This is a genomic window from Streptomyces sp. DT2A-34 (genome assembly GCF_030499515.1).
Taxonomy (GTDB): domain Bacteria; phylum Actinomycetota; class Actinomycetes; order Streptomycetales; family Streptomycetaceae; genus Streptomyces.
The window spans coordinates 9,163,141-9,176,988 of the sequence record NZ_JASTWJ010000001.1 but is presented as its reverse complement, the minus strand read 5'-3'; the positions used below and the strand labels follow the sequence as shown (position 1 = coordinate 9,176,988).

General features: G+C 71.7%; 6 protein-coding genes. 4 read left to right on the top strand and 2 right to left on the bottom strand.

Going from position 1 to position 13,848, the window contains the following annotated elements; all coding sequences use genetic code 11:
* The first annotated feature begins 43 nt into the window (after positions 1-43).
* On the top strand, positions 44-5,278 hold the full coding sequence (locus tag QQM39_RS40900; protein ID WP_302002637.1) for a family 43 glycosylhydrolase: 5,235 nt from the start codon (positions 44-46) through the stop codon (positions 5,276-5,278).
* A gap of 97 nt (positions 5,279-5,375) precedes the next feature.
* On the opposite strand, the gene QQM39_RS40895 is transcribed toward QQM39_RS40900, so the two are convergent.
* On the bottom strand, positions 5,376-7,475 hold the full coding sequence (locus QQM39_RS40895) for a LamG domain-containing protein (RefSeq protein WP_302002636.1): 2,100 nt from the start codon (positions 7,473-7,475) through the stop codon (positions 5,376-5,378).
* A gap of 187 nt (positions 7,476-7,662) precedes the next feature.
* On the opposite strand from QQM39_RS40895, the gene QQM39_RS40890 reads away from it, so the two are divergent.
* The 3 genes from QQM39_RS40890 to QQM39_RS40880 are packed head-to-tail and all read left to right on the top strand — an operon-like array spanning position 7,663 to position 10,683.
* Positions 7,663-8,637, top strand: coding sequence for an ATP-binding cassette domain-containing protein (locus QQM39_RS40890; protein WP_302002635.1), 975 nt, complete (start codon positions 7,663-7,665; stop codon positions 8,635-8,637).
* The gene (locus QQM39_RS40885) at positions 8,634-9,434 is read left to right on the top strand and encodes an ABC transporter permease (RefSeq protein WP_302002634.1); all 801 of its coding nucleotides are present in this window, start codon (positions 8,634-8,636) and stop codon (positions 9,432-9,434) included. The genes QQM39_RS40890 and QQM39_RS40885 overlap by 4 nt, the downstream gene beginning before the upstream one ends.
* A gap of 28 nt (positions 9,435-9,462) precedes the next feature.
* On the top strand, positions 9,463-10,683 hold the full coding sequence (locus QQM39_RS40880; RefSeq protein ID WP_302002633.1) for a cytochrome P450: 1,221 nt from the start codon (positions 9,463-9,465) through the stop codon (positions 10,681-10,683).
* On the opposite strand, the gene QQM39_RS40875 is transcribed toward QQM39_RS40880, so the two are convergent.
* Positions 10,673-13,822 carry a BTAD domain-containing putative transcriptional regulator gene (locus QQM39_RS40875; protein WP_302002632.1) on the bottom strand — a complete coding sequence of 1,050 codons (3,150 nt, stop codon included), beginning with the start codon at positions 13,820-13,822 and terminating at the stop codon, positions 10,673-10,675. The two genes, QQM39_RS40880 and QQM39_RS40875, sit on opposite strands and share 11 nt — an antisense overlap.
* Between the last annotated feature and the right edge of the window lie 26 nt (positions 13,823-13,848).

Genomic DNA, 13,848 nt, shown 5'->3' with positions numbered 1-13,848 from the left:
GGCCGAGGCCCGCGGCCCCGCCATGCCTCAGCAGGGACTCCACATGCCGTACATCGCACGCGACATCGCACGCGTCCGTGGCCGCGCGAGACGCCTGGCGGGTCGACTCGCCGGACTGACCGCCGCCTCGCTGGTCCTGGGACTCGCCGCGTCCACCGTTCCCGCCCATGCCGCGGACGCGGCCGCACCGGCGGAGATCACGGACGGTCTCGCCCTCTGGTACAAGCTCGACGCCGCCTCCGGCAGCACCGTGACCGACGCCTCCGGCAACGGCCGTGACGGCACGGTGAGCGGCGCCGCCGACTGGTCGGGCACCGGTGAGGGGCTCGCCTTCAACGGCTCGGACACCTACGTCAAGGTGCCGAACGACGTCATGAAGAGCATGGACGCGATCACCGTCTCGATGGACGTGCGGATCGACTCCACGCAGTCCACGCCGTACTTCCTCTACGGCTTCGGCAACACGAGCGGCAGCAGCGGCAACGGCTACCTGTTCACCACCGGCAACTCCTACCGGACGTCCATCGCGACCGGCAACTGGTCGACGGAGCAGACCACCCGGCCCGCCGACTCGCACAATCTGACCCGTTCGGTGTGGAAGCACGTCACCTACACCCAGACCGGCAGCACCGGCGTGCTGTACGAGGACGGCGTGGAGGTCGGCCGCAACACCTCGGTCACCATCACCCCCGGCGCCATCGGCTCCGGCACCACCACCGCCAACTACATAGGCAAGTCGGTCTACTCCGGCGACAAGCTCTTCAAGGGCCGCATCCGCGACTTCCGGGTCTACGACCGCGCCCTCGCCGGCTCCGAGGTCGAGCAACTCGCCCTCCCGGTCGCCACGCAGGGCGTCGCCGACGACAAGGCCGCGCTGAGCCTCGGTGACACCAGCGCCGTCACGGCCGACCTCGACCTGCCGAGGACCGGCACGGCCGGCGGCTCCTCGATCAGCTGGGCCAGCGACAACCCGGCCGTCGTGTCCGACTCCGGCGCGGTGACCCGCCCCGCGGCCGGCGAACCGGACGCCCACGCCACGCTCACCGCGACCCTGGAGAAGGGCACGGTGACCGACACCAAGGCCTTCGACGTCACGGTCCTGCCCGCCTTCGACGACGAGACGGCCACCGAGCAGGCCGCCGAGTCCCTCAGCGTCCACAACCTCGACGACGTACGCGGCAACCTGACGCTCCCCGCACAGGGTGACTACGGCACCGAGGTCGCCTGGGCCTCCGCGAACCCGGACGTCATCTCCGCCGACGGCGTGGTCCACCGCCCCGCGCACGGCGACGGCGCCACCACCGTCGAGCTGACCGCCACCGTCACCAAGGGCGAGGCGAAGGCGACCCGCACGTTCACCGCGAAGGTCCCGGAACTCCCCGCCGACGCAGCCCTCAAGGGCTACATGTTCAGCTACTTCACCGGCGAGGGCACGTCGGACGGCGAACAGCTCTACGCCGCCCTCAGCAAGGGCAACGACCCGCTGAAGTGGCGGGAGTTGAACGACGGCAAGCCGGTCCTGACCTCCACGCTCGGCGAGAAGGGCCTGCGCGACCCGTTCATCATCCGCTCCCCGGAGGGCGACAAGTTCTACCAGATCGCCACCGACCTCAGGATCTACGGCAACGGCGACTGGGACGCGTCCCAGCGCACCGGCAGCAAGTCCATCATGGTGTGGGAGTCCACCGACCTGGTCCACTGGACGAACCAGCGCCTGGTCAAGGTCTCGCCGGACAGCGCGGGCAACACCTGGGCACCGGAGGCGTTCTACGACGCGCAGCGCGGTGAGTACGTCGTCTTCTGGGCGTCGAAGCTGTACGACAACGAGGCGCACTCCGGCGACACGTACAACCGCATGATGTACGCGACCACCCGCGACTTCTACACGTTCAGCGAGCCGAAGGTCTGGATCGACCGCGGCTACTCCGTCATCGACTCCACGGTGATCGCGCACGACGGGACGTACTTCCGTCTCTCCAAGGACGAGCGGAACAACACCTCCTCCACTCCCAACAGCAAGTTCATCTTCGAGGAGAAGAGCGACTCCCTGCTGGACCTGTCCTGGGACGCCGTCGCCGAGGGCATCGGCAAGGGCGCGATGAGCGCGGCCGAGGGGCCGCTGGTGTTCAAGTCCAACACCGAGGACAAGTGGTACGCGTTCCTCGACGAGTTCGGCGGCCGCGGCTACATCCCCTTCGAGACCACCGACCTCGCCTCCGGCACCTGGACCCCGTCCACCGGCTACGACCTGCCGGCCAAGCCCCGCCACGGCACGGTGCTCCCGGTGACGCAGGCCGAGTACGACCGCCTGCTGCGCGCCTACCAGCCGGACCAGCTCGTGGAGAGCGTCGAGGGCGTGAAGGTGACGACGAAGACCGGCCAGGCGCCCGTCCTGCCGGCCACCGTGATCGCCGAGTACGCCGACGGCGTCAAGCGCCCGGTCGCCGTCACCTGGGAGGACGTCCCGGAGTCGAAGTACGCGCAGACCGGCACCTTCACCGTGACCGGAAGCCTGCCGGACGGCGCCGCGATCCCGGTCCGGGCCGAGGTCACCGTCTCGGAGGAAGGCCCGGACGTCCCGGCCGACCTGCTCCTGCAGTACGACTTCGACGAGACCGGCGGCAACATCGCCCGTGACTCCAGCGGACACGGCTACCACGGCACCTACGTCCGTACGCCCGACTTCGGCACCGGCGTCGAGGGCGGCTCGTTCAAGATGTCCGGCGGTGCGGGCTCCTCGACCACCTCGCCGTACGTCCGTATCCCGAACGGCGTGCTGAAGAACGCCGGCAGCGTGACCGTCTCGACGTACGCCAAGTGGAAGGGCGGCGACAGCTTCCAGTGGCTGTTCGGGCTCGGCCCCGACAGCAACAAGTACCTCTTCGCGACCCCCTCCAACGGCGGCTCCAGTCTCTACTCGGCCATCACGAAGGCGAGTTGGTCGGCGGAGTCGAAGCTGACGGCCGGCTCCCAGCTCACGCCCGGCGAGTGGCGGCACGTCACCGTCACCCTCGACGGCGCGACCGGCACGATGGTCCTCTACGTCGACGGCATCCAGGCGGCCCGGGCGACCGGCGTCACCACCAAGCCGTCCGAGCTGTACGACGCGAACAAGGACCACAGCGGCTACATCGGCAGGTCCCTGTACTCGGCCGACCCGTACTTCGGCGGCGAGGTCGACGACTTCCGCATCTACGACCGGGCCCTCACGGCAGCGGAGGTCATGGAGCTCAGCGGCAACACCGCGGGCATCGCCAAGGCGACGGACCCGGCGCTGAAGGTCGACGCCCTCGTCGACAACGCCGGCAGCAGGATCACGCTGCCGATGAAGGAGGGCACCGATCTCACCGCCCTCGCCCCGGAGTTCACCCTCGCCCACGGCGCGGCGATCAGCCCGGCCTCCGGCAGCGTGCGGGACTTCAGCAAGCCGGTGACGTACGAGGTGACGGGCTCCGACGGCAAGAAGCGCACCTGGACGGTCTCGGCGCTCGTCATGAAGAGCCCGGTCCTGCCGGGGCTCAACGCCGACCCGAACATCGTCCGCTTCGGCGACACCTTCTACCTCTACCCGACCACCGACGGCTTCCCGGGCTGGAGCGGTACGCAGTTCAAGGCGTACTCCTCCACGGACCTGGTCCACTGGAAGGACCACGGCGTCATCCTCGACCTCGGTCCCGACGTCTCCTGGGCGGACAGCAGGGCCTGGGCGCCGGCGATCGCCGAGAAGGACGGGAAGTACTACTTCTACTTCTGCGCCGACGCCAACATCGGGGTCGCCGTCTCCGACTCGCCGACCGGTCCGTTCAAGGACGCGCTCGGTCAACCGCTGCTCAAGGCGGGCCAGTTCAGCGGCCAGATGATCGACCCGGCGGTCTTCACGGACGACGACGGGCAGTCGTACCTCTACTGGGGCAACGGACACGCCTACGTGGCCCCGCTGAACGACGACATGACCTCCGTCGACACCTCGAAGATGAAGGACATCACGCCCAGCGGCTACAACGAGGGCACCTTCGTCATCAAGCGCAAGGGCACCTACTACTTCATGTGGTCGGAGAACGACACCCGGGACGAGAACTACCGCGTCGCCTACGCCACCGGCCCCTCTCCCACCGGTCCGTGGACCAAGCACGGCGTGATCCTGGAGAAGGACCTCTCCCTCGGCATCAAGGGCCCCGGCCACCACTCGGTGGTCCAGGTCCCGAACACCGACGACTGGTACATCGCCTACCACCGGTTCGCCATCCCCGGCGGTGACGGCACCCACCGCGAAACCACCATCGACAAGCTGGAGTTCGACGCCGACGGCCTGATCGAGAAGGTCGTGCCCACGCTGACCTCCATCGACCCCGTCACCATCGTGCACGCCGGCGAGGACACCGACGGCGCGGAGGGCGACCGGATCCCGCTGAACGGCTCGATCTCCGGCGCGGGCAGCCCGAAGTGGGCGGTCGAGGAGGGAGCGCCCTGCGCCGTCACCGACGCCGGGACGGCGAAGACCACGCTCACCTGCACCGACGACGGCACCTACACGGTCACGCTGACCGGGGGCCGCAGCAGCGACACGGCCACCGTCAAGGTCGCCAACGCGGCACCGGCGATCACGTCCGCGAACGGGCCGGCGTCCCCGGTGTCGGCCGGCAAGCGCACGGTGGTCACCGCCGAGTTCGCCGACCCGGGCACCAGTGACACCCACACCTGCCGCATCAACTGGAAGGACGGCACCGAACCGACGGACGGCACGGTGAGCGGCACCAGCTGCCGGGCCGAGCACACCTACACCGAGGCCGGCATCCACCGCCCGGTGATCACGGTCACGGACGACGACGGCGCCTCGGACAGCACCACCCTCCCCGAGCTGATCGTCTACGACCGCGCGGCGGGCCCCGCCCTCGGCACCGGCGTGATCACTTCCTCGGCCGGCGCCTACCCGGCCGAGCCGGACCTGACCGGCAAGGCGGCCTTCTCCTTCGCCGCCGCCTACGCGAAGGGAGCCGCGGTCCCCACCGGAAAGGCCGACTTCGACTTCGGTCCGGCGCGGCTGAAGTTCCGCTCCACCGGCTCCGACTGGCTCGTGGTCAACGGCTCCCAGGCCGTCTACCAGGGCAGCGGCCAGGTCAACGGGAGCAGCGGCTACGGCTTCCGCGTCACCGCGACCGACGCCCCGGACACCTTCCGTATCAGGATCTGGAAGAAGTCCACCGGTGACGTCGTCTACGACAACGTCACCGGCGCGAAGGCCACGGGCTTCGTCACGATCGGCGACGATCGTCGATAGGCCCTACCTGCCCTGAGCCAGTGCCGAGACCTCGGCACTGGCTCAGGGTTTTGCCGCGGCGCGGCAGGCCACTGCCACGCCGCCGCTCATGGACTACTCAGCAGAGGCAGGGGTCGGTGCCCCACCCCAGGCCGCCGATGTCGCCGTCCCTCAGGGCGCCGGCGTAGGCCTGCACCTCGTCGACGTCGCCGTGCAGGTACTCGCCCCAGCCGTCACCGGCCTTGGCCCGGCCGATCTGCAAGGCGCCGGAGCTGTGCCAGCCGCTCGGGAGAGTGGCGGTGGCATCGGTGTTGGTGTGGCCGTCGAGGTAGAGCTTGATCCGGTCGGTCGCGTCGTCGTAGAGGACGGCCAGGCGGTGCCCCGGACCCTCGCCGCCGTCCGCGGCCTCGATCTGCGCGACGACGACCTCGGGCGCCCCGGCCTCGTCCCTCTGCGGCATCACCAGCTGCCAGGCATGGACGGACGGGTCGTAGCGCACCTTGAAGGCGTCCGTGTGCTCACCGCCCTGCGACAGCACGGTCATCGGAGCGGCCGGTTCGGCGTCGGCGAGGCGGACGACGACGCCCACGGTGAAGCTGTCCGAGGTGTCCACGACGGCGCTTGCGGTGGCCGCGTACCCGGTCTCACCGTCCAATTGGAGGTGGCCGTCACCGACGAGGGGGTAGGGCACGAACGGGCAGTCCGGATCGAGCTCGGGGAGGCAGGAGCCGTCCGGGCCACGGTGGATCGAGGCGCCCGGGCCGAGCGTCAGCGGCGCCTTGCCGCTCTGCTCGGGGCTCACGCCGTCGGTGGCGGTCTCCAACGACCAGTGGCCGAGCAACGTCGGTCGACGGTGGGCGAGTTCGATGACCTCGTCGGGGACGACGACCCGGTCGTAGGCACGGATGTCGCCGAGTGCGCCGTGCCAGCGGTCGCGGTAGCCGTCGCCGTTGCGGGAGCGGCCGATCTGGAAGGCGCCGAGGGGCACGGAGGGCGTCGCCTCGGACTTGGTGCCGACTTCCTGGCCGTTGACGTACAGCTGGGCCTGGCCGGTCTCCCTGTCGTACAGGCCCAGCAGGTGGGCCCACTCACCGGTCTCCGGGGCGCCGCCCGTGATACGGGTGCCGCCGACGGTGAACGACCACACCGGGCCCTCGTCCCGGGTGCGCAGCCCCAGTTCGAAGGCGGCGGAGTCGCCCGCGTCCTGGCCTGCCACGGCCATGTTCCGGTCCGTCTGCGCGGGCCGCGCCCAGGCGCTGACGGCGAAGGTCCTGCCGGTGTCGACGGCCGGGGCGGCCGGCGTGAGGAAGGCGTGGCTGCTGCCGTCGAGGCTCGCCACCGAGGGCAGCGCGGTCCCGCGCGGTGCGCTCGCACCGAAGGTCACACCGGAGCCGGCACCGGCGGCGGGTCCGGTCTCGGCCGCGGCGGTGGTGGAGCCGGCCGCGTCGGCGAGGGTCCAGTGGGCGACGGGGGCGCGGCCCGACTTGACCAGGAACTCGTACGTCGTGGTCGTACTGCTGCGGCCCGAGCGGTCGATCGCGCGGACACTGAGTCGGTCCGGGCGGGTCTTCAGCGGCAGGTGGCGGATCGTGACGGGGCCGCCGAGTTCGGCGGGGCGGGCGGTCAGCTGAGGGCCGCCGAGGAAGCTGTAGACGTACTGCGCGACGTCGTCCGACGGGGAGTCCATGGTGAAGCTGCCGTAGACCCCGACGCCGTCCTGCCACTGGTCCTCGGGGTAGTCCGGGGACGTGACGACCGCCTTCTCGGGGCCGGCGTCGTCGTACACGAACTCGCAGACCGAGCCGTCGCCCTCGGAGCTCCACGCGGAGGCCGCGGTGCCGTCGTTCGCGCGCACGCGCCAGGAGACGACCGTGTTCGCCGGGATGTCCTCCGGCAGGCGCCAGAGCTGCCGGGTGCCGGACAGGGTCTCGGATGTGGTGTAGGTGCGGCGCTGCTCGGCCCCGTCCGCGTCCGTCCACCAGGCCTCGAAATCGCCGCTGACCAGGTTGGCCTCGGCCGGCTGGTTGTCCTCCTCCGGGTCGTACAGCACGGCCCGCAGGGTCGGCGGCTCCCCGACGTACGCCTTCTGCTCCCCCGTGGCGCACGGCTTGGTACCGGTCTGCAGGTCCTGGACCAGCGGCTGACGCGGCGGCAGGTTGTCGGCGGCGTGGGCGACGCCGGGCGCGGTCAGGACCGCGGCGGTGACGAGGCAACCCACCGCTAGACGGCCGGGTCTGTGCCGACTCCTGCTGCTTCTGGCACTGTTCACGTTTCTCCTCCCCTGGTGGGCCCGTGGATGACACGGGCCGCAGGAGGCTAACAGCGCCCACTGACATGTCCCCTGGCACGTCCCCTGAAACCGCCCTGAAACCGCACCGAAGGCGGCCCCCCGCACGCTCTCGGGCATGAACTCACCACGGCAGCACACCGGTCAGACACCGCCGGCCATCGAGGCCGCAGGGCTGCGCAAGGCGTACGGCGCGAAGGTCGTGCTCGACGGCATCGACCTGCGGGTGCCGCGCGGCACGGTCTTCTCGCTGCTCGGGCCGAACGGCGCCGGCAAGACCACCACCGTCCAGATCCTCTCCACCCTGATCCGTGCCGACGGCGGCTCCGCCCGTATCACCGGGCACGACGTGGCCGCCGAGCCGCAGTCCGTGCGCGCCGCGATCGGGGTCACCGGCCAGTTCTCCGCCGTCGACAACCTGATCACGGGCGAGGAGAACATGGCGCTGATGGCGGACCTGCACCATCTGGACCGCCGCGAGGGCAGGCGCGTCACCGCCGAGCTGCTCGAACGCTTCGACCTCGTGGACGCCGCGAAGAAGCCCGCCGCCACCTACTCCGGCGGCATGCGGCGGCGCCTGGACCTCGCGATGACGCTGGTGGGCTCTCCCGAGGTGATCTTCCTGGACGAGCCGACGACCGGCCTCGACCCGAGCGCACGGCACGCCGTGTGGCAGATCATCCGTGAACTCGTCGACGGCGGGGTCACGGTGTTCCTCACCACGCAGTACCTGGAGGAGGCCGACCAGCTCGCCGACCGCATCGCGGTCCTGAACGGCGGCCGGATCGTCGCCGAGGGCACCGCGGACGAGCTGAAGCGGCTCGTCCCCGGCGGCCATGTCCGGCTCCGCTTCCTCGACCCGGCCGAACTCGCCCGCGCCGCCGCGGTGTTGGGCGTGGGCCTCAGGGACGACGAGGCGCTGACCCTCCAGGTCCCGGGCGACGGCAGCGTCCACACCCTGCGCGCCCTGCTCGACGCCCTCGACGGCGCCCGCGTCGCCGTGGACTCGCTGACCATGCACACCCCCGACCTCGACGACGTCTTCTTCGCGGTCACCGGCCGCCCCGAGCACGAGAAGGTGCAGATCCGATGACCACCGCCGCCCAGCCCACCACCCCGCATCTGCGCGACTCGCTCACCATGCTGCGCCGCAACCTGCTGCACGCCCGCCGCTACCCCTCTATGACGCTCCAGGTCGCGCTCATCCCCGTCTTCCTGCTCCTGCTGTTCGTGTATGTCTTCGGCTCCGCGCTCGGCACCGGAACCGGCCAGGGCGGCGACCGCACCGCCTACCTCGCCTATCTCGTCCCCGGCATCCTGCTGATGACCGCGGGCGTCGGAGCCGTGCCGACGGCGGTCGCCGTGTGCACGGACATGACCGAGGGCATCGTCGCCCGCTTCCGCACGATGGCGATCTCCCGGGCGTCGACCCTGGTCGGCCATGTGGTCGGCAGCGTCATCCAGACGGCGATCACCCTGGTCCTGCTGATGACCGTCGCCCTCGCCATCGGTTTCCGCCCCGACGCGAGTGGCGTGGAGTGGCTGGCGGCCTGCGGGCTGCTCGCGTTCTTCGTCCTCGCGCTGACCTGGCTCTCGGTCGCCCTCGGACTGATCAGCAAGACGCCGGAGGGCGCCAGCAACGCCCCGCTGCCGATCTCGTTCCTGCTGCCCTTCGTCAGCAGCACCTTCGTACCGGTCGACTCGATGCCCTCCGGGATCCGCTGGTTCGCCGAGTACCAGCCGTTCACCACGGTCATCGAGACGGTGCGCGGGCTGCTGACCGGCACAGAGATCGGCCACAACGGCTGGATGGCCGTGGCGTGGTGCGCGGCGATCACGGTCGTCGGGTTCATGTGGTCGCTCCGCCTCTTCGACCGCGATGCCCGCTGAACACCCCGACTCCGGAAGGGCAGTTGCCATGACCGCCGTACGCCTCACCCCCGAACTCGTCGAGAACCCCGTCGGTGCCTACGCCGACCTGCGCGCCCGCCCCGGCCTCGGCCACGTCCTCCTGCCGGGCCTCGACACCCCGGTACGGCTGGTCACCCGCCACGAGGACGTGCGGGCCGCGCTGAGCGAGCCGCGCCTGATCCGGGACCGTTCGACGATCGCCGGCTCCGACATGCCGGATCCGCAGGCCGAGTTGCTGGCACAGGGCCTCGACGGCCTCCCGCCCGAGTACGCCCGGTACCTCTCCGGCCACCTGGCCCTCTTCGACGGCGACGAGCACACCCGCCGCCGGGGCCCCCTCACCCGTGCCTTCACCGCCCGCCGGGTGGCCGCACTGCGCCCCTTCGTCGAGAAGACGGCACAGGAGCTGATCGAGGCCCTCGCCGAGCGCGAACAGGCCGATCTGCTGGGCGAGTTCGCCTACCCGCTGAGCACGGCCGTGATCTGCGCACTGGTCGGCGTGGACGCGGCCGACCAGGACAAGGTGTGCAGGTGGATCCGGGACTTCGCGTACGGCGACGGCAGCCGCCTCATCGAGGGGCTCGGCGGTGTCGTGGAGTTCGCGTTGGACCTGGTCGCCCGGCGCCGAGCCGAGCCCGCCGACGACCTGGTGTCGGCGCTGCTGGCCGACGGCGGCATGACCGACGACGAGATCGTCGCCGTCTTCTTCCTGCTGATCAACACCGGCATCACCCCGCCCGCCCTGTTCCTCGCCCACGCCGTCCTCGCCCTGCTGGACCACCCGGAGCAGCTGGAACGGCTGCGCGCCGAGCCGGAGCTGCTCGGCCGCGCGGTTCCCGAACTGCTGCGGTACGTCACGCTGGTGCGCATGGGCGCCACGCTCTACGCCACCGAGGACTTCGTGTTCGCCGGCACGCCGCTGTCGAAGGGCGAGGCGGTGACGGTGGCCCTGTTCGCCGCGGACCACGACCCGGCCGCGTACGAGGCCCCCGAACGCCTCGACGTGACCAGGGAGTTCGGCCGCGGCGACGGGCACCTCGCCTTCGGGCACGGCCCGCATTACTGCATCGGCGCGGCGCTCGGCCGACTGGTGACGGGCGTGGTGTTGGAGGGGCTTCTCGTGAACCGGCCCACGGCACCGAAGTTGGCCGTGGACCGGGCCGGCCTCCGCTTCGGACACTGGCCCGGCGACGGCCGCCACCTGCTGAGCCTGCCGGTCAGGCTCTGAGCCTCCCCCGCCCCCGCACCAGGCCGAGCGCGGCCTCGCGCAGCCCGTCGTCGTCCAGGGCGGCGTACGTGGACACCGCGTCCTCGTACGCCGCCTTGTCGGCGTTCTCGGCGTCCTCGCGGGCGCCGGCCGAGGACATCGTGGGCTGGAAGCTGCGCAGATACCGGAACCGCTCGGCGAGCGCGATCAGCCGTACGCCGCCCGTGTCCCCCTTGGCCAGATCGGCCGTGCCGAGCGCGAGCAGCAGCGCGCCGCACAGCGGGAAGTAGGCCGGCTGGACGGCAGGCGAGCGGGTCAACAGGCCCGTGAGGCGGTCGGGGAAGGCGGCGAGGAGGTGTGCGACGAGGTCCGCGCGGCCGTAGCGGGCGTGTGCGGTCACGGCGACCGACTGGAGCTCCGGCTCCCAGGCCTCCAACACAGGTTCACCGCCGGGTACCGAATGCGCGTTGTGCGCCAGCCGGTCCAGGGTCCGGCGCCACAGGCCCAGTCCCGTCTCGATGTCGCCCCGCGCGAGCGCCATCTCGGCGCGGGCGCCCAGGTCGGGGGTGAACGGGTCGGACACGGCGCTCTCGCGCTGGTACCGCAGCGCCTCCTCCAGCCAGTGTTCCGCCTCGTCGAGATGCCCGGCCTGCAAGCTGGCCAGCATGATGCCCCAGCGCAGGCCGATCGAGTCGGTCCACTCGCCGTACTCCTCGATGGCCGCCAGCGCGGCCTTCATGGGCCTGATCGCCTCCGTGCCGCGCTCCATCTGCAGGCACAGTTCGGCGAAGCGGGCCCGCGGCCAGATCCGGAGCACCGGGATGTCCTGGTCGCCGACCGCGTCGAGCATCCGGCGGGCGGCCACGAGGGCCCGGTCGGGTTGCCTCTCGTGCTCCCACACATAGCTGGCGGCACCGTTGGCGATGCCCGCGAGCAGCGGCTCGTCGCTGTCGCACAGCGCGTGGAGCGTGCCGCGGCCGCCGGGTGCGAGTATCTCCGGCAGGGCGCTGAGCACCGTCGCCACGGCGCGGACCAGGGTGTCCGGCGGGGCGGGCGGCAGGCGGCGCAGCGTGACGAGGGTGCGCGGGGCGCCGGGGCCGAAGCCGAGGAAGGCGTTGGCGGTCAGCAGGGCGGCTGCGGTGCGGGCCGGTTCGACGTACTCGGGGCCCGGCCGGTAGTGGGAGAGCAGCGGCGCGGTGTCCTCCATGAGGGCGATCAGCCGGGCGTAGTTGGTACTGGCCTCGGTGGACCACAGGCTCCCCAGTACGGCCGTGACCGCGGCGACGGTGTCCGCGTCCGCGAGGCCGAGCGCCGGCCGCAGGGCGTGCACGAGGTTGTCCTGCTCGGCGCGGATCAGATGCCAGGACGCGAAGGGGTCGGCGCCGAAGGGCGCGTCGTGGTGGGCGGCCCCGAAGTCCCGTGCCCAGCACAGGAATCGCTCGGTGACCGCCTCGTCCTCACCGGCCCGCTCCCGATGGGCGGCCGCGAACTCCCGTACCGTCTCCAGCATCCGGAAGCGGGTGCCGTGCGGGGTGTCGGTCACCTTCAGCAGGGACTGGTCGACGAGGTCCTCGAGGATCTCCAAGGCGTCGGGTTCGTCGAGGAGTTGTTCCGCTGTCTCGGCGGTGAAGCCGGCCGGGAACACCGACAGGGCGCGCAAGGCGGCCTGCCCCGGCTCCTCCAGGAGGTTCCAGCTCCAGTCGACGACGGCGTGCAGGGTGCGGTGGCGTCGGGGGGCGTCGCGGGGGCCGCCGCGCAGCAGGGCGAAGCGGTCCTCCAGGCGGCGGGCGATCTCCGGGACCGACAGCACGCGGACGCGGGCGGCGGCGAGTTCGGTGGCGAGCGGCAGCCCGTCCAGGCGGTGGCAGAGGGCGGCCACGGTGTCGGCGGGCAGGTCGACGTCGGTGCGGGCGGAGCGGGCGCGCTGCTCGAACAGCTCGACGGTGGTGGCGAGGTCGAGTTCGGGGAGGGGGTAGACGGTCTCGGAGGACAGTCCGAGCGGGGCCCGGCTGGTGGTGAGGACGCGCAGATCCCTCGTCCTCGACACGAGTGCCTGGACGAGATCGGCGACACCCTGGACGACCTGCTCGCAGTTGTCCAGGACGAGCAGCGCGGACCCGGAGCCCAGTGCTCCCACGATGCCGGCGATCAGGTCGCCCCCCGCAGCGGGCCGCAGCCCCTCGCCGACGCCCAGCGCGGAGGCGACCTCGGGGGCGACGTCCGCGTCCTGGCGGACACCGGCGAGCGGGACCAGGTGCACGACCCGCTGCTCGGCGTCCCGGGCGACGGCGCTCGCGAGCCGTGTCTTGCCCAGCCCACCGGGGCCGACGACCGAGGTGACGCGGGCCCTGTTCAGCAGCCGCCGCACGGCGTCGACGTCAGCGTCCCGGCCGAGCAGTGGGTTGGGTTCGTGCGGTACGCCGCGCCGGACGGCGGGCGCCTCGCCGCGCAGCAGTTCCTGGTGCAGCTCCTGCAGGGCGGGCCCCGGATCGGTGCCGAGCTCGTCGCGCAGGCGTCGCCGGTAGGTGTCGTACGCCGCCAGCGCGGCGGCCGCGCCTGCCGTGGCCGCCTGACAGCGCATCAGCTCCAGCAGCAGCTCCTCGTCGAGTGGATGCGCACCCACCAGCTCGCCGAGCGGCACGGCCGCCTCCTCCCGCCGCCCCGAACGCGCCAGCGACAGCGCCCTCAGCCGCGTCAACGCCCCGTACGTGACGGTGAGTTCAAGGCGCAGTGCCGCCACCGGATCGTCGTGGAGCCCCCCTTCCGCCGGGCCGCCGTCCCACAGCGCGAGCCCCTCCTCGGTCTCGGCGACCGCGCCGTGATAGTCGCCGGCCCGCGCCTTCTCCGCGGCCGCGGCGGCGTGCAGCTGGACGGCCCAGGCGTCGACCTGGTCCTCGCGCAGGGCGATGCGGTAGCCGGCGGGTGTGCTGGCGATGACCTCGCCGCCCAGCAGCGAGCGGGCCCGCGAGACCAGGATCTGCAGCGCCTTCGTCGGGTTCTCCGGCTGCTCGTCCGGCCACAGCCCGTCCACGAGCCGCCCGATGCCGCATCCCGCCCGCGGCTCCCCGGCCAGCAGCACGAGCAGGGCGCGCAGACGGGGCGCGGTGATCTCCTTGCCCCGGTGGGAGACGGACGTCAGCAGCGTCAACTCGATGGTCACCCGAGCAGGTTACGGGCGCAACCCTC

Excerpts from the sequence above, each read along its gene's own strand:
- QQM39_RS40900 (WP_302002637.1), top strand. The coding sequence starts at position 44 with ATGCCGTACATCGCACGCGACATCGCACGCGTCCGTGGCCGCGCGAGA.
- QQM39_RS40890 (WP_302002635.1), top strand. The coding sequence starts at position 7,663 with ATGAACTCACCACGGCAGCACACCGGTCAGACACCGCCGGCCATCGAG.
- QQM39_RS40880 (WP_302002633.1), top strand. The coding sequence starts at position 9,463 with ATGACCGCCGTACGCCTCACCCCCGAACTCGTCGAGAACCCCGTCGGT.
- QQM39_RS40885 (WP_302002634.1), top strand. The coding sequence starts at position 8,634 with ATGACCACCGCCGCCCAGCCCACCACCCCGCATCTGCGCGACTCGCTC.